This window comes from Bacillus sp. X1(2014), from assembly GCF_007678255.1.
Genome location: NZ_VEED01000009.1, coordinates 135,792 through 156,350, shown reverse-complemented (window position 1 = coordinate 156,350; position 20,559 = coordinate 135,792). Strand labels below are relative to the sequence as shown.

General features: G+C 34.7%; 20 protein-coding genes. 17 read left to right on the top strand and 3 right to left on the bottom strand.

Annotated features, from left to right (window positions below; all coding sequences use genetic code 11):
• Nucleotides 1–174: 174 nt before the first annotated feature.
• The 12 genes from FS608_RS17675 to FS608_RS17620 all read left to right on the top strand — a co-directional run bounded on the left by FS608_RS17675 (nucleotide 175) and on the right by FS608_RS17620 (nucleotide 13,448).
• Nucleotides 175–699 carry a VUT family protein gene (locus tag FS608_RS17675; protein ID WP_260871730.1) on the top strand — a complete coding sequence of 175 codons (525 nt, stop codon included), beginning with the start codon at nucleotides 175–177 and terminating at the stop codon, nucleotides 697–699.
• A 182-nt stretch (nucleotides 700–881) separates the two neighbouring features.
• On the top strand, nucleotides 882–1,526 hold the full coding sequence (locus tag FS608_RS17670) for a hypothetical protein (protein ID WP_144553369.1): 645 nt from the start codon (nucleotides 882–884) through the stop codon (nucleotides 1,524–1,526).
• Nucleotides 1,513–1,824, top strand: coding sequence for a DUF2779 domain-containing protein (locus FS608_RS17665; RefSeq protein WP_144553367.1), 312 nt, complete (start codon nucleotides 1,513–1,515; stop codon nucleotides 1,822–1,824). Before FS608_RS17670 ends, FS608_RS17665 begins: the two co-directional genes overlap by 14 nt.
• Before the next feature lie 209 nt (nucleotides 1,825–2,033).
• Nucleotides 2,034–2,324, top strand: coding sequence for a hypothetical protein (locus FS608_RS17660; protein ID WP_144553365.1), 291 nt, complete (start codon nucleotides 2,034–2,036; stop codon nucleotides 2,322–2,324).
• A gap of 98 nt (nucleotides 2,325–2,422) precedes the next feature.
• The gene (locus tag FS608_RS17655) at nucleotides 2,423–2,920 is read left to right on the top strand and encodes a hypothetical protein (protein ID WP_222127373.1); all 498 of its coding nucleotides are present in this window, start codon (nucleotides 2,423–2,425) and stop codon (nucleotides 2,918–2,920) included.
• Between the two features lie 495 nt (nucleotides 2,921–3,415).
• Nucleotides 3,416–8,989: an AAA family ATPase gene (locus FS608_RS17650; RefSeq protein ID WP_144553361.1), complete on the top strand. Its 5,574-nt coding sequence runs from the start codon at nucleotides 3,416–3,418 to the stop codon at nucleotides 8,987–8,989.
• A gap of 250 nt (nucleotides 8,990–9,239) precedes the next feature.
• On the top strand, nucleotides 9,240–9,494 hold the full coding sequence (locus tag FS608_RS17645) for a hypothetical protein (protein WP_186328787.1): 255 nt from the start codon (nucleotides 9,240–9,242) through the stop codon (nucleotides 9,492–9,494).
• A gap of 876 nt (nucleotides 9,495–10,370) precedes the next feature.
• Nucleotides 10,371–10,829: a 3'-5' exonuclease gene (locus tag FS608_RS17640; RefSeq protein ID WP_144553357.1), complete on the top strand. Its 459-nt coding sequence runs from the start codon at nucleotides 10,371–10,373 to the stop codon at nucleotides 10,827–10,829.
• Nucleotides 10,830–11,021: 192 nt separating this feature from the next.
• Nucleotides 11,022–11,678, top strand: coding sequence for a 7-cyano-7-deazaguanine synthase QueC (gene queC, locus FS608_RS17635; protein ID WP_144553355.1), 657 nt, complete (start codon nucleotides 11,022–11,024; stop codon nucleotides 11,676–11,678).
• A 2-nt stretch (nucleotides 11,679–11,680) separates the two neighbouring features.
• Nucleotides 11,681–12,157, top strand: a complete 477-nt coding sequence (queD, locus tag FS608_RS17630) for a 6-carboxytetrahydropterin synthase QueD (protein ID WP_144553353.1) — start codon at nucleotides 11,681–11,683, stop codon at nucleotides 12,155–12,157.
• Entirely contained in the window at nucleotides 12,154–12,882 is a 729-nt protein-coding gene (gene queE / locus FS608_RS17625; protein ID WP_144553351.1) for a 7-carboxy-7-deazaguanine synthase QueE, read from the top strand. Before queD ends, queE begins: the two co-directional genes overlap by 4 nt.
• Nucleotides 12,883–12,908: 26 nt before the next feature.
• Nucleotides 12,909–13,448: a VUT family protein gene (locus tag FS608_RS17620; protein ID WP_144553349.1), complete on the top strand. Its 540-nt coding sequence runs from the start codon at nucleotides 12,909–12,911 to the stop codon at nucleotides 13,446–13,448.
• Between the two features lie 76 nt (nucleotides 13,449–13,524).
• Here the strand turns inward: FS608_RS17620 and FS608_RS17615 are convergent, their stop codons facing one another.
• Nucleotides 13,525–14,358, bottom strand: a complete 834-nt coding sequence (locus tag FS608_RS17615; protein ID WP_144553347.1) for a hypothetical protein — start codon at nucleotides 14,356–14,358, stop codon at nucleotides 13,525–13,527.
• A 271-nt stretch (nucleotides 14,359–14,629) separates the two neighbouring features.
• Here FS608_RS17615 and FS608_RS17610 point away from each other — a divergent pair, with 271 nt between their 5' ends.
• The 5 genes from FS608_RS17610 (at nucleotide 14,630) to FS608_RS31785 (ending at nucleotide 18,955) form a co-directional block, all read left to right on the top strand.
• Nucleotides 14,630–15,073, top strand: a complete 444-nt coding sequence (locus FS608_RS17610; RefSeq protein WP_144553345.1) for a hypothetical protein — start codon at nucleotides 14,630–14,632, stop codon at nucleotides 15,071–15,073.
• 38 nt (nucleotides 15,074–15,111) lie between these two features.
• On the top strand, nucleotides 15,112–16,308 hold the full coding sequence (locus FS608_RS17605) for a hypothetical protein (RefSeq protein WP_144553343.1): 1,197 nt from the start codon (nucleotides 15,112–15,114) through the stop codon (nucleotides 16,306–16,308).
• A 709-nt stretch (nucleotides 16,309–17,017) separates the two neighbouring features.
• Nucleotides 17,018–17,341, top strand: coding sequence for a nucleoside triphosphate pyrophosphohydrolase (locus FS608_RS17600; protein WP_144553509.1), 324 nt, complete (start codon nucleotides 17,018–17,020; stop codon nucleotides 17,339–17,341).
• 36 nt (nucleotides 17,342–17,377) lie between these two features.
• The gene (locus tag FS608_RS17595; protein ID WP_144553341.1) at nucleotides 17,378–18,373 is read left to right on the top strand and encodes an HNH endonuclease; all 996 of its coding nucleotides are present in this window, start codon (nucleotides 17,378–17,380) and stop codon (nucleotides 18,371–18,373) included.
• Between the two features lie 393 nt (nucleotides 18,374–18,766).
• On the top strand, nucleotides 18,767–18,955 hold the full coding sequence (locus FS608_RS31785) for a YolD-like family protein (RefSeq protein ID WP_144553507.1): 189 nt from the start codon (nucleotides 18,767–18,769) through the stop codon (nucleotides 18,953–18,955).
• A 171-nt stretch (nucleotides 18,956–19,126) separates the two neighbouring features.
• Here FS608_RS31785 and FS608_RS17585 read toward each other — a convergent pair whose 3' ends face one another.
• Nucleotides 19,127–19,354, bottom strand: coding sequence for an HTH-like domain-containing protein (locus tag FS608_RS17585; protein ID WP_144553339.1), 228 nt, complete (start codon nucleotides 19,352–19,354; stop codon nucleotides 19,127–19,129).
• A gap of 76 nt (nucleotides 19,355–19,430) precedes the next feature.
• Entirely contained in the window at nucleotides 19,431–20,396 is a 966-nt protein-coding gene (locus FS608_RS17580; RefSeq protein WP_144553337.1) for a hypothetical protein, read from the bottom strand.
• Nucleotides 20,397–20,559: the final 163 nt, after the last annotated feature.

The following is a 20,559-nucleotide window of genomic DNA, read 5'->3' as shown; positions in this document are numbered from 1 at the left end:
ACATAAATAAAAATCCGCGTCCTGCGGTGGAGGTTCTAGCACCCCTCGGTAAAAAAACTAAGACGAAGCGGTACTTCTTCTCTTAGAGGTGCTGTTTTTTCTTTGTAATCAAGTCGTTCAACCATGGACTATTTGTTTAGAATCATAGAGGAGTGAATTTTTGTGAGAATTTAATTGTATTTAATTTCTCTCGTCGCGGCAAACGTTGTAACGGCAGCATTCGCACCATTACAACTTGGAATTTTTATTGTGCCAATGGGTACGTTGTTAATGGGTGCAACCTTTATCTTCCGTGACTTGGTTCAAAACAAATACGGAAGAAAAAAGACCTATTTGTTTATCGCAACAGCGCTACTATTATCTGCACTTGTTTCATTCATTCTAGGTGACACATTAATTATCGTTCTGGCTTCTGCGATTTCTTTTGCCATCGCTGAAACAACCGATACTGAAATTTATACTAGATTAAATCTACCAATGATCTTACGCGTCCTTTATAGTGGAATCGTCGGTGGACTACTAGACTCTGCGATTTTCGTCGTAATCGGACTTAGCCCACGTGGAGCCAACTTCCTACCATGGGAAGCAGTACCAGCAGCCATCCTAGGTCAAGTCATTGTGAAAACTATTATTCAAGGAATTGCGACTGTTATTATCCACCAAACCAACAGCTTTGGTAAGAATACGGTATCTAATTAATCCTATATTAAGTCCCAAACTTATCGAGTTTGGGGCTTTTTTTATTTCCCAATTAACAAAAAATAAGGAAAAGTAGGGTTGAAAGAAAAATAAAACTACCTTTTTATCATAAAATTTCCCCTTTTCACATATATACAAGTAGCTCTATTGATATGTGAAAAAGGGTGTTTATGGTGTGCGCGTTGAAAGTAAATGATGAAATATATCAAATAGAAGGGTATTTAAATCTAATTAAGGACAGATCTATTTTTGAATTATATGAAGTAAAACAAATTCATTCTTACCCAATCATAGAAACTATCGAACACTATGAAAATATTATTAATTCATCGTCGATTGGGCGCCCAATTAAACCTGGGGATTATACATTTAAAATGAACCTAAGAAATGGAGATTTTTACGATATTAATTGGGATATACAAAAGGTCAAAAGAGTGATAAGGAAGAAAAGGGTAAAAAGTAAACAAATTAATATTAAACCATTGCTTAATTATATAGATTCAAGTGGGATTGATATTTCTGCTCTTAGTTCAGCTTTCCAAAACACAGAGCCAATCATTATTGGGCAGATGGCACCAGACCTTCTTCCTCCCCGTGGTGAGGTTATACTTGATGGTAATCATAGAGTCTATAGTAGACATCAAAAAGGGATTAATAATGTGTCAGCATTCATTGTCCCTTTTGAAGAACATATAAAAGCCGTTACAGGAGATATCTACAAAAACCTAGTAAAGATTAATTTTAATCTTATATTGATTATGAAATATATGACTGGGTTTATTCCGAATATTCCCAGATCTTGCAGATCAATTAATGAACATACATAATAATATTGTAGATTTAATGATTCCCTTTGAAAAGAAATGGGTTTACAAGAATGAAATGAAAGGGAGTTCCTCCATAAAATATGTCCTACCCGCAATGATTCCGGGCCATGAGGAACTTAACTATCAAAATTTATCCATTCAAAATGGTACCATGGCAATGAATATCTATGAAAACTTACACCTACGGCCAGCTTCGGAAATTGAAAAAATACGCAGGGACTTACTTGCCTATTGCAAGCTAGACACATTGGCTATGGTACGTCTGTGGGAAAAACTAGTTGAAATAAGTAAAAGTTAGTTGGATGGATTTAACAAGAACAAGTCGCAACCATTTTCGGAGGTGCTGCTTGTTTTTTTGAATGAAAGAGTTAGCTAAAAGTCGAAACAAAGGTTTATTTGTCGAGAGAATCAACGATTTTTTGGGAGGAATTTGGGTTACAATTGTACCACTGAAGGAGAATATTCAGAGGATTATTTTGGAGGAGGTTATTAGGAGATGTAAAGTAAATGATCATAAGCTATAAAGCCAAATTCCATCCGACGACTCATTTGATAGACCGGCTAAATGAAAGAATTAAATGGTTTGAAAATATTTCTGAGGTTATGAAGTTTTGTAAAAGAGCCCTAGTCGGCCGTGAAACGAGCTACTCGATTTATGAAGGGACGAAAAAGTCCAAAGTTATTAGTGATGACTTAGTCTTTATTCTCGACACGACAAACCCCTGGGATATTACGATTATAACGGTTTATATTCATGAGGAATACTTAAACCTATACAAAAAAGGAGTTGCACAATAATGAAATTATATGATCAAATTATTATCTTCTTGAAAGTTAATCCACCTTTTCATTAGCGTGATTTTCGACTATTATTCGTGACATACTATTATCTTCGAGTGAAAAAAATCTACCACTCTTCAATCATCCTTGGAACTCCTTCAGCTAATATCTGCCTTGGAGGAATTGAATTGAACTGTCCAAAATGTGATAAATTCATTGAAGTGAAAGATGCAAAGTTCTGTTACCATTGTGGTTTTCATTTACCGAAGGAAAAAATGCACACAGTTATTTGCACCGATTGCAGAAAGGAACATTCATACTCGGTACCATTTAGGGTTTTCCCCAAAAAGGAATATCAATGTCACGAGTGTGAAGCAATACAACACAAAAGGAAACTTGAAGAAATTTATGCAGAGGTTTCAAGTAAGAAACAAGTCTCTGGGGAACCATTACCTCGAAGTGGGAGTTCAAAAATGATAAGAACAACCCCTAAAGGAAATCCAGAAGGTGTGGTCATGACTTTTAATACTGCCCCAGGTGGAATCATGCTTTGTCCTTCTTGCGATAAACCACTTCATAATGATTTTGGTTTCCCAAAATGTGGTTGTAAGTAGTCTAGCGCATCTATTAATACAAAGGAGGACTATTCTACATGCGGGTAGTCCTCTGTTTATTGTTTTTTTTATGACACTATTGAAAAAAACTGGATTCCGTCTCCAAGGATGTTAAAGAAATTAAGTTGATAATGGCAACAAATCATGACCTCGAATACTATGATCAAATGATTTCAGAACATTCCAGGGAAATTTATTAACAAAAAATCATTAAACCTCTCCAATGTGATTCCTCAAAAATATACTTTTTTCAATCTGAGTATTTCCCATCGAAAGAAACAAACTCAACCCATAAACATGACTAAGTAAGTGCTAGGTACCACCAAATTTGGGTAGTACCTAGCACTTTTTCACTGTAAGAGTCATTTTTTCGAACAATCTGTAAGAAAAATTTCTCAGTACTATTTTCATAAAAAGTTATTAATCTATCTCAAATATAATGTAAAATAAAGTAAATGGAATTAAATATAAGACTATTATCTAGGGTGGACCGATATGGATAAGTTACAAGTAGATAAAATTTATATACACAAAAACATGATAAAGAAAATAAAGCGTGATCATTACTTGAAGGATCAGTTGATTTTATTTCACCATACTTTTCATGATTGGTTATTGGAGGGGACATCGTTTCTAGAACAAATTGAAGATGGTGTTTATGCAAAAAAATTATTGTACCATAAACTCATTGTATTTGATCGTCCAATGGATTTGGAAAGTATCGTGTTTTGGGACTTTTTAACGAATGATCATTCCGTTGAAACGAAAGATACTATTGACGAGGAATTTCATCAGCAGGAGACATTGGATGTTATTGAAGGAAATCAATTTATTTTCTTTACCATATCAGAAAACGAATTTGAAAAGAAATTAGAAGAACTCGTTCAATCCAATCAACTTGAATTACAATTTGTCCTTGATTCAAAGCAAAATGAGGCACTAAGTTCTTTTTATGAAGACATGATAAATGTTGCGATAACAGGAGCGGCTGGTGCAGGGAAAACGTTAATGCTGAATCGTATTGCCCATTCAGCATTAGAAAGAGAGCAATCCTTTTTATATGTTACCTTTTCAGAAACATTAAAAGAACGATTTAATTATTTTTTAAAAGCCGATATGGAAAAAGTAAACAATACTTCCTTTATCACAACCTATGAAGACTTAATTCGGAATTTTATCGCTCCTCAAGTCAATATTAATGCTGAGCAATATTTGCGGTTTATTGATTGTCAAAGTTTTTTAGAAAATTCATGGGCGAGATTACAAAAAGAATCTAAAATCCATACCTATTTGTCTAAAAAGGATGTTTGCCGAATTTTAATGACTTTACCGACAAATAATGTCGGTGATCAAAAAGAAACAAAAAACAAAACAGTATCGAGTATTATCAAGGCCAAACTGGAAAAATTAAAATCTACTGATTCTTTGGCCTTTAACCATGAAGATAGTGAATTTATTGAGGTCGCAGCAACGCAATTTTCACAATACGCCAAAAAACTAAAAAAGAAGCATTGGAGCGACTTATTGCATGATATTGCTGTAAAACTCGAAGCAGATAAAACATACATGGATTACTCCTATATTTTAATAGATGAAATGCAAGATTTGGGCCAATTTGAATATACGTTCCTAGTAAATTTAATTGGTAAATCAAGAGAAACTAAGTTGATTGCCACTTTTGATGCCAATCAACGAATATCATATGAAGGTAGTACAGAGAGGAATTTTGAAAATCGATTACAACACTTTGAAAAGAAAATATATTTACCTCATAGTTATCGTAATGCTGCTAATATTTATCAATTAGCGGAGAAATTTAAAAATGTACAGGAAGAAGATTACAATACAAAACAGGTGACCAAAACCAATATTAATTTGAATAAAGTAAAATTCCTTCTTTCAGATGATACAGATGAGCTCATAAACCAGCTGACATCTCGCTTTATTCCAGAAGAGAATTTGAACATTGGGATTTTGGCTTTTGGACAAACCTATGAAAAGTATTATCATCACTTTTTACATGAAGATGGCCGAAAGAAATTTATAGGCATCGAGTATTATAATGAAGAACAAATTAAAGGACTGGAATTTACCAACTTAATTATTATTGATTTCCTAGAACTATATCGAGTCTCTCAGAACATTTCTCCCATCGAAATGCGGAAGTGGTATGTAGCGATTACCCGAGCATGTGATAATATCATGATCCAAATACAAGATCACGCTGAATTACTAGAGTTTAACAAAAAGACGAATTTATCACTTATTGAAGAGGATTATGGACAACAATTTCAAGATATTGATGAGGCGATGAAACAGTTTAATCAGGATATTTTAGTTTCACTTGGCGATGAACAAAAAACATTGCTTGCCCAGGAAGCACAGCAATTACTGTACATGTACCGGGAAAAGAAAGAGTATGATTATTTAGAAGATGCGGTTGATATTTTTTATAAGATTGGTATGTTGGAATCTTTGCGTAATTTACTAGAAATATTATTTGATGAAGAAAGTATTGACCGTAAATCAATTGCCTATGAACTGGTAAAAGTATGTATCGAAGTAAATGATCCGGCATTAATTAAAAAATACATGCCTTATGTCCATTTTAATCAATATTATAAGATTGAAGAAAAAGTGAAGAAGGAAAATGAGCAACTCTTACCTGTGGTACAGGAGTTATTCAGTGAAAAACCAAAATCGCGTAGAACGATATTAAATGAAGTGCGGAAGAAAACATTCCCTCTTAAAGATGCTGGAGACAATGATCAATATATTACAGTCTGTTCTGAAAATGAACTGTATGGTGATATTGTAAATTTTTATAAAATGAATCCAAACATCCAATTAACGAAAAGATCCTACAAACGGTTGGGGCGAGCCTTACAAAAGGAAGGCAAGGTAAAAGAGGCCATTACGTTCTATCTCGACCATCAAATGTACGAAGAAGCGTTGCGGTTCTACGAAGGAATTGGAAATTATCAAGAAGCATTTGCTAAATGTTTGGAGGTTTTACAAAAAGGTTTTTCACAAACACTTGAAGAAAAAGCCTATCAACTAGCGATGAAGTTATATGATGAACAATATTTCAAGCAACTACTGGAATGCAGCGATAATGTTCATTTTTCAAAGACAATTAGGGTACTTTATGAACTATACAAAATGACGAAAGATGAGTCTTACTTACAACGTGGGATTGAAAAAGCGTATCAACAACAAGACTATATGGCGATCATCCGTTTTTATCAAAAAAATCATGACATACAGTACCATAAACACTATCAAAAATATCTGATTGAAGCATTTGAATCAATGCAACGATATGAAGAATTAGCGAATTTATACAATGATTTGGAAGATGATGAATCTGCTTATACCGCCTTCCATCAAGCATATATAGTGAAGCCAACCGAGAGTCTGACAGAAGAATTAATGATGATGACAAGATATTTCATTCAGAAGAATGTTACTGTTAATGTCATGGAACTGTTACAAAAACATGCGCAACAAACGCTTACGATCTGTGAAAAGCATGACCCACCGTTAGCTGTCCATCTGTTAATGAAACTGGAAAAACTTGAAGAAGCAGTGAAAACGGCTACCCGATTTGAATTATTCGATGAAGTAATTCAAATTGCGGAAAAATACCCAACCATCCGTACCAATTGTTCCGTGGATGTCGCCAAAGCCTATGAACAGGTGAAATCATTTAAGGAAAGTGCTGCTGTTCATAAAGAGGCCAATCGTTTTGTGATGTCCGCTATGATGCTACTAAAAGCGAACATGCCCTTAAACGAATTACTAAGACCGCTTTTATTTCCAGTCGTTGAGAAGGTCCGTCAACAGCCAGCATTATTGGATGAAATACTTAATGAATTTATTTTGGATACTTTTACTGCTGATTTTGAATTGCAAAACATTCGAGAAGAGTTCCGTGTTAAAAAAGCTAGAGGTTGGTTAAATATTTGGTTAGAAAAATTGATTACAACTTCTGAGCCAGAAGAAGTTTTTCATTATCAGTATCTTTCTCAAAATAAAGATCATATTCAACAGGTACTCAATACGTTGTACCAAAGTAAAAACTATGATGAATTAATACAATATTATGGAAAACATGAAAAAGTCATTTCAACTATAGATGATTTGGGAATTGTCATTCAAAGCTATCAAGCGATAAATGATACTTCAGTGGAACATTACGACATTCATTTAAAACGGATCACTGCCATTTCAAAATTAATACAGATTGAGAAAGAAAAGGATAATCAATTACTCGATAGGTTAAGTGAAAGTGTAAACTACGTTGTTTCCTCTGAATATTTTGCTGTAGCTCCACAGATGAAACAATTATTTAAGGTATTAAAGCCGATTGAATCCTACTTATCATCTGAAAATATTCAGCTGCTAATTGAAATTGCCTTAGTAAATCAAGTTGTGTTAATAGCCAAAAAGGAAAAATCCTACCCATTCGTAGAATTCGTTGATCGATTAATCAATGATTCGGAATTTAAAGGATCGATTAAATTCTTAAATAAAGAAGCAATTGAACCGACAAATAAAAGATATAGCGAATTATTTCGTTATTTACAATTTACGATTCATACTCATTTGTACAGTCTTGCTTATGCGCTATTTGTTGAGACTAGAAATAAACAAATGGAAGTTGCCAAACATGAGAATGATTTGAAGGAATTTACGATTCAACATCAAAGGATGAAAGATTACCATTCAGCATTTAATTTAATCGTCGATTCCATTGAAAAAACAATGAAAGAAAATAACATTGACGAACTATTAGAATTAGAACTAGAAATAGAAGATGGTCGGAAATCAACGAAAACCAAACGAAATGAGTTTGAAATCATTCACAAAAAAGAACAATATTTTAATCAAATTGTCCAATTTATCCAAGAAGGCAAGGACTTAAAGCCTCTATTAAATGATGCAAAGAGAGAAAGAAAAAGATTCACGCTAAGCCCTGATGATGTTAAAAAGCAACGTGATAAATTGAACAATAGCTATCAAGAAGCAAAGCGACAATTCGAACGTGAAAAAGAATTGTTTAACCAAAAGCTTACTAAAATATACGATTTTGTTCAGATGTACCCTTATTTCTTAATGCCAAATATGGAAGAAAATAAGAGCCAGATAAATCATCCCATTACCTATATGTTTTTACGAGATGAATTAGTTGTTAAAACCTCTACAGGCGTAAGTAAATTGCCGATCATCTTTTCCTTACATTCGATAAATCGTCTTGAGTTAGCCAAAAATAATGGGGAAACCTTGAAAATATTAGAACAACTCGTTCCAATTAACAATACATTGGTAGTTGAGAAAATAGAAAAAGAGAAATCCTATGAATATTTAAAGGACAATACATGGGAAAAGATCGAGGAAATTGAGCCAATATTAATACAGCAAAGAATAGAATACGAACTTTCAGTGGAAAGGTTAAGAAAACAACAAATAAATCTTAAAACAAAAACACCAAAAGTTGACACCAAAATTGAACCAGAAAATCATTCAACATCTGAACCTGAAATAAAAGAACAAAAAGTAATCGTACAAGAACAAGAAGTTGAGAAAGTAGGACAACAAAATGAACTTAAGGAAATTGCGGAATTAAAAATAGTTGATGAACTGAACGTGGCTGGAAAAAAGGTAGAGGAAGAAATAAAACCGGTAAAGATACCAATAGAAACCAACATAAAATTGTCAGAGGTGTCTCCAGTTCTAGAAAAGCAGAAAGTAACTCGAGACACGTATGAAGAGATATCAAACGGAATTGATCAACAAAATATAAAGGGGCCTAATGTAACCTTAATGTTTAAATTATTAGATCAAAATGTACAAGCGTTAGCAGAAGTATGCGGCATAGACGAAGAGTTTGTTGCGTTTTGCATAGCGAAAGAAAATGAACCTGCCTATGCAACTCGAAAACTAATAGAAAAATCCGATACTCATTTAATTCCCATGGTTGCTCAAGCAACAGGAATTAGCGAACATGTGTTGTTCCAATATAAAAAGTATATTAAAAGTAAAAAACAATTAGTGAGTGAAAGCTGAATCAATCAGGTTTCATCAGATCTTTAATCATCTTAGAAACACTTTTAGAAAATCTTCTGTTGAATAAAAAAAGAGATTTTCTTAAAGTGTTTTTTTATTTAGAGGGAAAATCCATTTTTGATTACAAATGGAAGGTGGCACCTTTTTGTTATTCAAATGGACATGATGAATTTACAAGGTTCAAGTTAAATATAGTTAAATGGAAGAGCCGCAATCAGCTTACTTGAGATTAAATGACTCGGGTTTTCGAATGAACAGACGTGCAGAAAAAGAATATTTTATTGAGATAAACCATACAGGTAATTGCTTTGTCCTTGAAGATGGGTTGCATTGTATAGTGTTACATGGAAATGTCCATTCCATTGCCTTTAATGTAGCGCAAGGTGAACTCATCAAACTATTGTTTGAAAATAAAGATGGTATGGACAAAAAAGAAATTCTCATTAATCTGCATAACATTAAAGAAAAAAATCCAGAGTCGATTAAGACCGATATACGAAGTTAAGTAAGGCAAAATAAAAAAAAGAATGGACATCAAAGAAGATTGTCTTGTATAGACGGTAGGGGAACGGGGAAATCAGAAGTATTATACATCCAGAAGTGGAAACTTACAAAATTTAAAATAACAAAACCGTCCCTAAAGTTTACATAAGATGTAACCCTAACTTGGTATATTGAACATAGATAGAAATTACCAATATACCAAGGAGAAATGAAAATGAAAAAATCAATTTATATATAAATGGAAATGTAAACAGGAACAAATTAGTAGAGCGCTTGTTCTAATAGGCTTTCCAGTTAAGGTGGAAAAAGACTTCATTCTATTACCAAACGGTAGCCAGCAGGATCATCGCCAATTCAAAATTTTCCTTGAAATATTGCAAATCCCTTTTTTGGGGAATGGCTATCGGTTTTAATTATTAACCAAACAATTCCCATTGCAAAAAAAGAAAGAAATTATCTATTCGAATGGCCGTGAGCACCACGTGCATATTGAAGGATACCATTTCAAATGGTGAAGCTTTGTAAATCTCGCCATAGGATTCACACCAACACGATTAACCTCTGTACTTTCACGCCATTATGGTAAAAGCTTAAAAATCAACTGTCAGGTGTATATTATGGTATTTAGTTTAGCATTATACAGCAAAAATATATGAATGGCTTATCCCTCTACTATACTTGGAAAGTCAATTATACTCACGGAGGAACAATGCCGTGATTATGGCTGATAAGGAAGATGAAGAACATATAAATATGAAAAAATTCTCTCCGATTGCTACCAAATGGCAGCAGTGCTGGAATTATGCATAAGAGTTTGCCAATCGAAATATCCCATCTGTGATCGAAGCAGGAGGAAAGTTTTTTCAAAAGCCTGATATTGTCGGTTTTTTACAATATGCTGCAAACGATTCTAAGATATCCCAACGATGTTGCGCTCGATTTGCTTTTACAAACACCGTACTTACCAATTCGCCAGCATGACTATAAGTTACGGTCCTATGATCAGGACAGTGATCCATTTTGTGATTGGTTTGCTTCTGACGAGTGGGTTCGTAACTGGTACAACGCCTTCCCAGGTGAGGTACTCGATTTGAAGTGCAGGGAGTTTTTTGGTCTATCCCCCGAGTTCATGGCACGTGTCAATCGATATAAAAAGGATTTGCTAAAAGAAGAGGCGCGTGTCTTATATGTTGCCGTCACGAGGGCAAAAAATGCGGTAGTTCTTTCAAGTGGTGGAAGCAGTAAGCAATCGAGCCCTGATTTCTGGTCATGGAAAGATGAAGTAATGCCAACATTTCGCAGCAGGCCACCAAGATTAAGATTAGGGAATCGATAAACAGGAAAAAATGAGCTTTGCAGAAATTGTCGACAAATTTCGTAGGAAGTAGTAAAATGAGTATATCAATAAAATATAAATCCGCATCCTGCGGTGGAGGTTCTAGCACCCCTCATTAAAAAAACTAAGATGAAGCAGTACTTCTATCTTGGGGTACTGTTTTTTCTATTTGAAAGGAAGTAGTAGAGAGAAATGTTAAAAAATGAGAAGGCAATTGTTGTGTTTAGTGGTGGACAAGATAGCACCACTTGTTTATTTTGGGCGTTAAAACAATTTAAAGAAGTAGAAGTCGTTACCTTCGATTATAATCAAAGGCATAGTTTAGAAATTGAATGTGCCAAAAATATAGCCAATGAACTTGGTGTAAAACACCATATTTTAGATATGGCCTTACTAAATCAATTAGCACCTAATGCGTTAACGCGTTCAGATATTGAAGTGACTGATGGCGGTGTTGGGGAGCTTCCCTCCACATTTGTGCCAGGCCGTAACCTGTTATTCCTCACGTTCGCAGGGGTTTTAGCTCGTCAGGTGGGCGCCAAGCATTTAGTCACTGGTGTGTGTGAGACAGATTTTAGCGGCTATCCAGACTGCCGTGATATTTTTATCAAATCACTGAATGTTACCTTGAATCTGTCCATGGACGATAATTTTGTTATTCATACCCCATTAATGTGGATCAACAAAGCACAAACATGGGCACTAGCGGATGAATTAGGCGCGTTAGATTTTGTTCGTGAAAAAACACTAACTTGCTACAACGGTGTGATTGCGGATGGATGCGGCGAATGCCCAGCCTGTGTATTACGAAAAAGAGGGCTTGAAGACTTTTTAAATGGGAGGTTTTAGTGATGGGTTTTCGAATCGTTGATAAACTTCAAAAAATAAATGAAGACATCCATCCTAAACAATTAAAATATCATTCAAAGCGTGTCCTAGTGAGCAAAGAATTTACCTTCGATGCTTCTCACCACTTGCATTGCTACGAAGGCAAATGTAAGAATTTGCACGGCCACACGTACCACGTTATTTTCGGAATCAGCGGATTTGTGGATGAACGCGGCTTGATGATTGACTTCGGTGATATTAAAGAGATTTGGAAAAATGAAATTGAAATATTCCTTGATCATCAATACTTGAATGAAACCCTGCCACATATGAATACAACCGCAGAAAATATGGTGGTTTGGATTTATGAGAAAATGAAGGAAGCATTAGAAACAGAAGAGCGGATGGAACAATATCATGGAGCAAGAGTGGAATTTGTCCGTCTCTTTGAAACTCCGACCAGCTATGCGGAAGCTCGAAGGGAGTGGATGGAGGAATGAGCAAGATTCCTGTTTTAGAAATCTTTGGCCCAACCATCCAAGGAGAAGGGATGGTCATTGGTCAAAAAACAATGTTCGTTCGGACGGCCGGCTGTGATTATTCTTGCAGTTGGTGTGATTCTGCCTTTACATGGGACGGCAGTGCCAAAGAAGATATTCAGCAATTGAGCGCAGATGAAATTTGGGCTGAATTAAAAAGAGTCGGTGGCGATAATTTCTCGTTTGTGACGATCTCAGGGGGAAATCCGGCACTGCTTAAAAATTTAGATGTGTTTATTGATTTATTAAAAGAAAAAAACATCAAGATTGGGATTGAAACACAAGGGAGTAGATGGCAAGACTGGTTCTTAAACGTTGATGAACTAACGATTTCACCGAAGCCGCCAAGTTCAAATATGGTCACCAATTTTGAAATCTTGGATTCTATTTTTCAAAATTTAAATGACAATGAGTTTAAACATCAAGTGAGTTTGAAAGTCGTCATCTTTGACGAAAACGATCTTGAATATGCGAAAACGGTCCATAACCGGTACGCTGGTATTCCTTTCTATCTTCAGGTTGGGAATGATGATATCACGAATGTGAATAACAATGATTTGATTCAAAAACTTCTGAAGAAGTATGAGTGGTTAGTCGATTGTGTAGTTGCTGACCCAGTGTTAAATGATGTGAAAGTATTACCGCAATTACATGCCCTTCTTTGGGGAAATAAACGAGGCGTGTAAGATGTTAGAAAGAGAGTAGGGATAGAATGAGAATCTTATTATATTTAATATCCATCGTTACCGCGAACGTAGTTACAGCGGCTTTCGCTCCATTACAAATGGGAGCATTTATTGTTCCAATGGGTACATTGTTTATTGGAGCCACGTTTATCTTTCGTGACTTGGTTCAAAATAAATATGGAAGAAAAAAGACTTATATTTTCATAGGGACAGCGTTGTTATTGTCTGCACTTGTTTCATTCATACTAGGTGATACCCTTATTATTGTATTAGCTTCTGCCCTCTCGTTTGCGGTAGCAGAAACAACAGATACAGAGATTTATACCAGATTGAATCTGCCAATGAGTTGGAGAGTGTTCTACAGTGGCATCGTGGGCGGCTTATTGGATTCCGTCATCTTCGTCATTATCGGCCTTAGCCCGGTAGGAGCAAACTTCTTACCATGGGCAGTTGTTCCAGCAGCAATCCTCGGCCAAGTCATTGTGAAAACGACCATACAGGCGATTGCAGCACTAATATTAAGCAGCGTATATAAATCAACTAAAAAGAATATTCTATCAAATTAATGAAAAAAGCACTTACCAGGAAGAGTGAGAGAATCACACCATGGTAAGTGCTTTTTATATTTGTGCAGAACCTATATTATTTTGTTGATTTTGTAAACCAGGCTGGTACGTTCTTTGTGGACTTACTGCCTTTTTTGGCAAAGCTAAATTTTATGTTTTCGCTAACAGATAGCTCTTCGATAAAATGTTCTAGCTCTTCTCCGCCAATAACCCAAAGTGCTCCACCTTTTTCCCGTTTGTCTAACACCTCATACCCTGACTTTTGCAGATACTCTACAAGTCCACTCGAAGGGGTATTCTTCCAAGTCTTAGTTTTCACATGCTGTGTTTCCGTAACATACACATTTGGATTAATGAAATGATTAGTAAAATCCTCATTTACGTAGATGGTAAAGGTAAATTGGAACCCATACACTTTGAAGATTTCATTTATTGACTTCACAACATGAGTGAGCGAATCCTCGATCGATTGATGTAGTTTAGGTGCTGCAAAAATAATTGCTCCTTTTGATAAATTGTAATAGCCATGAATAAGCATGGCAGTCCGGACCATATTTTTTAAGACATTTTCAATTAAAAGTGTGTTTTTTGGATTACCCAGTCCAACTTCATAAAATGCAGTGTTAACCCCATAAATGTTAGTTACAATTGCTTGTTGAGTTTCAAGTCCCAACACTTCAATACCCCTTTGATGCAAAAATTCCAAAGGGGAACTATTGTCATTGAAAAGATTTAATTGATATCTTTCATAAAAAAATTCTTTCGAAGAATGGATTACTTCTTCTATAATATCACGATTAAATAATTCCCATGATTCGGATGAGGCCTCCCAGTTCAATTGGATGGTCTGGCACTTCTTACTACTCTTCAACCATGAAAGAATCACTGGTGCTTCGATTTCTGAATTCATTTCTGTCCTCTCCCTGATTATACCTACCATTCAATTTACCATATTTCAGGATGCAATTCTATGGTTTGGATGCCTATAAGCGGTTCTCGTAGGTACGGGAAGATTTCAGTTAATTCATTTATTTTGAAATACAACCATGACATAATATTATCTAATAAAATGTTATAATTGTACTATTAATCCTTGGATATATATAGTTTGTTTACAAAGGTACGCATCTGCGTACCATACTTTTTGCCAACTAGGTAGATTAATTTTTTAGGAGGGTACTATGAGAGATTTTCGAACAGTTACGTATCAGTTTCATGGTACATTCACATATCAGGAGTTTGAGGAGATTCAAGAAGAAATTGATTTGTATGGCGGAACAGTGATTTATCGAACATTGAAAGAGAATGATACGTTTTGTGTCATTCAAACAGACGATTCTAGTGCTCGTATTGAGTTTGAAGAAAATTTCAAACGAACAGATTATTACAAACGTACAAAAGAATATGATGAAGAACAGAGTGATATGGAGTTTTTTACCTCAATAAATAATTGCTCTATACATTGGACTGAAGAAAATTTAATGTTTCTTTTTAACAACCCATATTCTTTAGTAGAACAGAAGATTGATGAATTCTGGGATCTTCTGATAATCTTGTTAAATGAGGGTTTAATAAGGAATATCCTCATGTTCCCAAACCGGAGAATGTTAATAAAGAAAGAGTAGCTTATGATTATTGTTGTAACCAGCGAGGGGAAACAACAATGAATTATTTACGTTGGTGCGGGTGGAATTGGCTTAGAAGCAAAGGAGAACTGAACCCTATATTCAACCATTTGTATGTAACATTATTTTCTCCATCTCTGAAAATGTTCGCTAATGCCGGTGACGGAGAGCCATATCAGATAATCTCTCATTTATTAGCTAATCGTTCAAATAGATTTGTTCATATTCCATTTCGTCCCATTCACAAGTTATACATCTTTGAAGCAACTGAGTTGTTATATTTAAGGATGGTACATCCAAAGACAGCGAACCATCTTGAAGGATCATCAAAGATACAATTGATGTTATCCCCATGCCTCCAGCAAATAGATAAAATTTTAGAATACGGAAAACAACTTAACGGGTATGTTGCAAATCAAGAAAGTCTGCCGAAATGGGGGGGATTGCTCCCTGTTCATAAAGGATCAGAAAGAGTGAGCGTAAAAGAAGCAGAAGCGATTCAAAAAGAACGAAATATTACAAAACCATTACTTGTAAGTGAGAAGATACAAAATCAGAAAAAGGAAAAAATAGCATCACCAAAAAAGAAGAAAAATTCTCTTCCAAAAAAATCAAAACAGGTAGCACTAAATCTGAAAAGTCAGCAAGGCTGGACAGTGAAAAAGGATCAAATACTTATTACACGTGTCTTTGAAGGTTTAACAAACGGTATGCATCTTGATGAAATCTTTAATTCTGGTATTAAAGAAATCGGGATGGACGTTGGACAATGCAAAAGTAGATGGTACAACAAGTGGTCTAAGGAATATAAACAGGAGGTGGCAAAGTTAAAAGCGAGTAACAGTGATAGAGAGAATCAAAACAAATGGGACTCGCACAAAGAAAGTATCCTTTATTCTGCAATATTAGAAGGAACAAGAGAAGGTCGTCCTTTAACAGTAATAACAGCCCAGGTAAGTAAAAAAATCGGAATTTCTCCCTCAGCATGTCAGTCATATTGGTACAGTCATGTACCCAAAGAATATAAAGAAGAATTTAAAAAAATTAAGCTAAACCAGGAGAAAAATTGGTCTAGAGAAGATCTGCAACTACTTAACCATTTAATAACTGTTGCATATGCTCACCTTTCACCATATGAATCACTTCCTATAGCAAGTGAAAGGTTGAAACGGCATATCGATATTGTCCGAAGAAAATGGTTTGAATTGCAGAGAATGAAGCGAATGCAGGGGTAATAGTCTTGCAAAAGGCTATTAAGTTCCATCTTAAATGGCCTTTTTGTAAGCTTTTTTGGTGAAAATATAGGATTAACTCGTGAACAGAAGCAATCCAGCCAAACCTAAAGTAAATTCACCAACCTGCTCGATTTCATATTTAGATGGAAATTTATTAAGGTAAATATGAAATCCCTTCAATAAACATATAGGAAGGAGACTAATCACAATATTGGTGCATTCTGACAGCATTTTCGTTTTAATCAACTAATTTATTTTACATTTTCACCTCAAATCCTAGAACTAAAGTAATCCATTTCCTCATTTAAATCCATTTAGCGTATTTTCAATCAAATCTCGAAAGTATAAATAATTTTGTGAATTAATAATCCTATTTTTGTAAGAAGTATAGTTAGCTTCTCATTTTAAGGTTCCCATTCTATTCTATGATTCGATATAATATAAGTATTATTTCAATATTGGAAGTACATTAAATGCCGTGCACACTGGTCCGAGATCGGATACCAGAAATTAAGAAAATAAGGAGCGAGAAGTATCTCTTTTATACATTGGGATGACAAGAGCAAAGTAATATCTTTGTCTGTCCTATTCGGGTGAGTCAGAGTTTGCCAATTATCTTGATTTTAAACTTTTTGAAAGGAAAAAGATGAAAGCCCAGATAGAAAAAGTAAATTACGTTTCTAACTATAAGATATGGGGTAACAATCAAATGCCTATATACAATAAATTAGTCCGAGACAGAATACCAGAAATCATCCAAAATACCGGTAAGGAATGCTCCATAAAAATATTGAATAATGAAGATTATATGAAAGCTCTTCAGAAGAAATGTTTTGAGGAACTTCAGGAGTATATCAATAGCAAGAATAACGATGAGGCCCTTGAAGAACTTGCAGATATCCTGGAAATTATTCATTCCCTTGCTAATTATCATGGGAGTTCAATAAGAAAGGTAGAAGAACTTCGTCAAAAAAAGATAAAATTGCGTGGCGGATTTAAAGATAGAATATATTTAATGGAGGTTGAAGATTGATTAATTTTCGGATATTTAGCACACTGGGTGGGGTCAATGAGTCATAAATTACAACTTGGAGAAATGAGATCTACTTATTTAACAGATAAAGAAATATGGGCTCATTTTAATTTTATATTCTCTTCGAAATCAAGAAATTCTACTACATATAAGTTTGTTTTAATAAAGTCCATTTTAGAAAATTTATATAATGTAAATGATAAGTTGGAATTACATTATTCCACCCTATTTTCTAGTTTTGCTAAGATATATTGGAATCTGGTTATCCATCATAACCTTAATCAAATTAATATGACGGATAAAAAGTCCGAGGTACAAGGGATACTCCTTAACGTTCAGCAAAAGTATCAAATCCCAAGTACACTTGTTTTTGATAAACTTTCTAATGAATTACAATTTGAAATCATTAACAAGGTAACCAAAAGATGTAAGATTAACGTAATGAGAGCTATCTACGGTGACTCAGGCTGCTCTATTTATGATTTCGATAATGGGAAAGAACAGCTAAGATTAAATAGTAGTTTCTATTCCTTTATGCAGAGGTTTCAACGTGTTTTGAGTTATTTAACGAATTATCAACTTGCCTTATTTTTGGAAAAATTTAATGAAAAAGGTGATACTACCAATTTGCTTTTAAAGGTTGAGAATGTCTCTAAGCGGTCCTCACTTGACCAGTTTTACCAGGTACTCTCATCCTTTTATAGTGGTAAATGTTTTTATTGTGGTAAGACCATTAATAAAGACACTTCCCATGTCGATCACTTTATTCCATGGAGTTTTGTCCAAGCAGACCATCTTTGGAATTTAGTTATAGCTTACAGTACTTGTAATTTATCAAAAAGTGATAAATTGGCAGATAAGTTTTTTCTAGAAATAGTCATAGATCGAAACGAAAGCTTAATTTCAATGCCGGATCTTAATAAAAGGGAAGACATGGTGGTGTACACCAGCAAAAAACTTAAAGATCTTTATCATTATTCAGTAGATAATGGATTTACAGATTTTTGGATGCCAAAGAAAAAGGTTTTATAAGCTATTCTGTTTGAACTAACCAATATAGGGTTAGTTTTTTTCAATCCCATTTTATTGTAGTTGAGTTAAAGTTAGAAAATATTATCCCAATAATAAATAAGAAAAAAGCCCACCACAAAAACCTCCAAACCATTCTTACTACAGCGGGAGAACATAGGATAAACGGGTTGTGTTTTTTAAACAGGAACATTTGGTCTTGTATAATAGGAATAATGGAAATGTTCGCATGGCCATAAGAGATCGCAGTAAAATGAAGTGGAATGCAGAGTCATTTATGCCGCAACTTTTCGAGATGCAGCGTGATGTTTAAGGACCAAGAACGCCGGCCCAGGCCGCTCAACGATGATTCTGAGGTGGAGGATTATAACAGAAGCATTTGATACGTAATGGAGTATAACTTTACCAATAAGAATTACATTTTGGGATGACGTCTTTAATACGGACATAACAGGCCATATACATCGTGTTGATCCTTTTACTCAGTTGCTACGTATTAAAGTTAAGTCTGGTGTATATGAGCAGATTGTGTTTGAAGATGTTATCGGGGTGGCTATCCTAGAAAAAGATATCAGGTTTAAGTGAAACATCAGTTATCTTCCCTTTATGGAGGGGGAACATCTTGCTACATAATGAACACCAGAGTTAATTATGAAGTTAGAAACAGTAACTAATCTATGTCTCTACCTTTTCATGTATAAGATTATATGGTTAACAAAAACAAACAGGACAAACTTAAGTTGTCCTGTTTGTTTTTTAGATATTAGAAGTAACATACTTTGAAAGTTTAACATCTTTTCTGACTTCAGTTCGATACGAATCTTGAATACTGGCTATTTTTACGATTTCAGCAATACGATAATTATTGCGTAAAATTAATTCACCGTATTTAATTCCAAAGAGATGAATGAATGTAGCTTGTTCGCCTTCAGGGGCAGAGTTATACATCTCTTTTAAAGTATTACCAAGTTCAGTTACAGTCAATGAAATTCTCCTCACATACGTTTTTATATTCATCTTTATTTTACTATAAAATTCCACAGCAAAAATAATTTTTTATCTATTCATTCATCAATTCAAGCCATTTCAAAAACTTCGGTCGCTGTAGTTCACTCCAGCTATGACAAATTAGATATTCTCCGCCATTTATGATATAAACTATATTCCAGTATCGTTTAAGGCCATTGACCGTCGTTTGTTCAACTAACGGTTGGGCCAATACGACTTTTTTCAATACAGGGAAGTTGATCCCGAAGGTTTCTTGCGAGTACCTTTTATCTAATAAATTTCGAATCATTTCATTTGAAATTTGGTTATTTCTTGCTAGTTTCCCAATCTCATTTCGAACCAGGATGCCTATTTTTAGAGTGGCATTACTGTCAACCACTTTTTTCTGATTTAGATTCGGTCTTACCGTGGCTTTTGTACCCTTAGTTGATCCTAGTGTAATTGTTGCTTGTTCAACTACAGGATTAAATACTGTAAATTCTTGATTTAGATATTTGTCAAAGGAAAATTGAAAGCCATACACTTTGAAAATTTCATTTAGTCCACCTACAGCCTCAGTGAGTGGTCCATTTAGGGATGGATCTACTGTAGGGGTTGCAAAAATGATCGTGCCCCTGGAAAGGTCATAGTATCCATGGATTAGCATGGCCGTTCGGATCATTTCACTAAGGATGTTCTCGATTTTATCAGTAGGGGTTCCATATTTACTAACATCTGCGTCTAAAGTAGTGATGATTCCATACATGTTCATAACCTTACCAGATGCGAATTCAACGCCCATTACATGAACATTACCCTGCTTCAAAAGTTGCACTAGGGAACTATAGTGTTTGAAAATGTTATAGTTAAATCTTTCTTGAAAAAATTCCTTTGTCGAAGTCATCACTTCTTCTATTGTATCTTCATTATGTAATTCCCAATAACGGGACGACACTTTCCAATTTACTTGGGTCATTTGACATTTCTTTTGTTCCATCAACCATGAAACAATTGATGATACTCCACTTTTCTTGCTCATTCCTTCATCTCCCAGTGCCCATTGCATGCTCTAATAAAAGTATAACAAACTTTAGATACACTTCCAATTAAAGACCATACCCTACAGAAGGAAACAAAAAATAAACCGTATTATCCTAAAATAGGAAAAAAGACGTGCTTAAATTTAGCCATTATTGCATAAT

Excerpts from the sequence above, each read along its gene's own strand:
- FS608_RS17665 (WP_144553367.1), top strand. The coding sequence starts at position 1,513 with ATGAACATACATAATAATATTGTAGATTTAATGATTCCCTTTGAAAAG.
- FS608_RS17660 (WP_144553365.1), top strand. The coding sequence starts at position 2,034 with ATGATCATAAGCTATAAAGCCAAATTCCATCCGACGACTCATTTGATA.
- FS608_RS17650 (WP_144553361.1), top strand. The coding sequence starts at position 3,416 with ATGGATAAGTTACAAGTAGATAAAATTTATATACACAAAAACATGATA.
- FS608_RS17645 (WP_186328787.1), top strand. The coding sequence starts at position 9,240 with ATGAACAGACGTGCAGAAAAAGAATATTTTATTGAGATAAACCATACA.
- queC (WP_144553355.1), top strand. The coding sequence starts at position 11,022 with ATGTTAAAAAATGAGAAGGCAATTGTTGTGTTTAGTGGTGGACAAGAT.
- queD (WP_144553353.1), top strand. The coding sequence starts at position 11,681 with ATGGGTTTTCGAATCGTTGATAAACTTCAAAAAATAAATGAAGACATC.
- queE (WP_144553351.1), top strand. The coding sequence starts at position 12,154 with ATGAGCAAGATTCCTGTTTTAGAAATCTTTGGCCCAACCATCCAAGGA.
- FS608_RS17620 (WP_144553349.1), top strand. The coding sequence starts at position 12,909 with ATGAGAATCTTATTATATTTAATATCCATCGTTACCGCGAACGTAGTT.
- FS608_RS17615 (WP_144553347.1), bottom strand. The coding sequence starts at position 14,358 with ATGAATTCAGAAATCGAAGCACCAGTGATTCTTTCATGGTTGAAGAGT.
- FS608_RS17610 (WP_144553345.1), top strand. The coding sequence starts at position 14,630 with ATGAGAGATTTTCGAACAGTTACGTATCAGTTTCATGGTACATTCACA.
- FS608_RS17605 (WP_144553343.1), top strand. The coding sequence starts at position 15,112 with ATGAATTATTTACGTTGGTGCGGGTGGAATTGGCTTAGAAGCAAAGGA.
- FS608_RS17600 (WP_144553509.1), top strand. The coding sequence starts at position 17,018 with ATGCCTATATACAATAAATTAGTCCGAGACAGAATACCAGAAATCATC.
- FS608_RS17595 (WP_144553341.1), top strand. The coding sequence starts at position 17,378 with ATGAGTCATAAATTACAACTTGGAGAAATGAGATCTACTTATTTAACA.
- FS608_RS17580 (WP_144553337.1), bottom strand. The coding sequence starts at position 20,396 with ATGAGCAAGAAAAGTGGAGTATCATCAATTGTTTCATGGTTGATGGAA.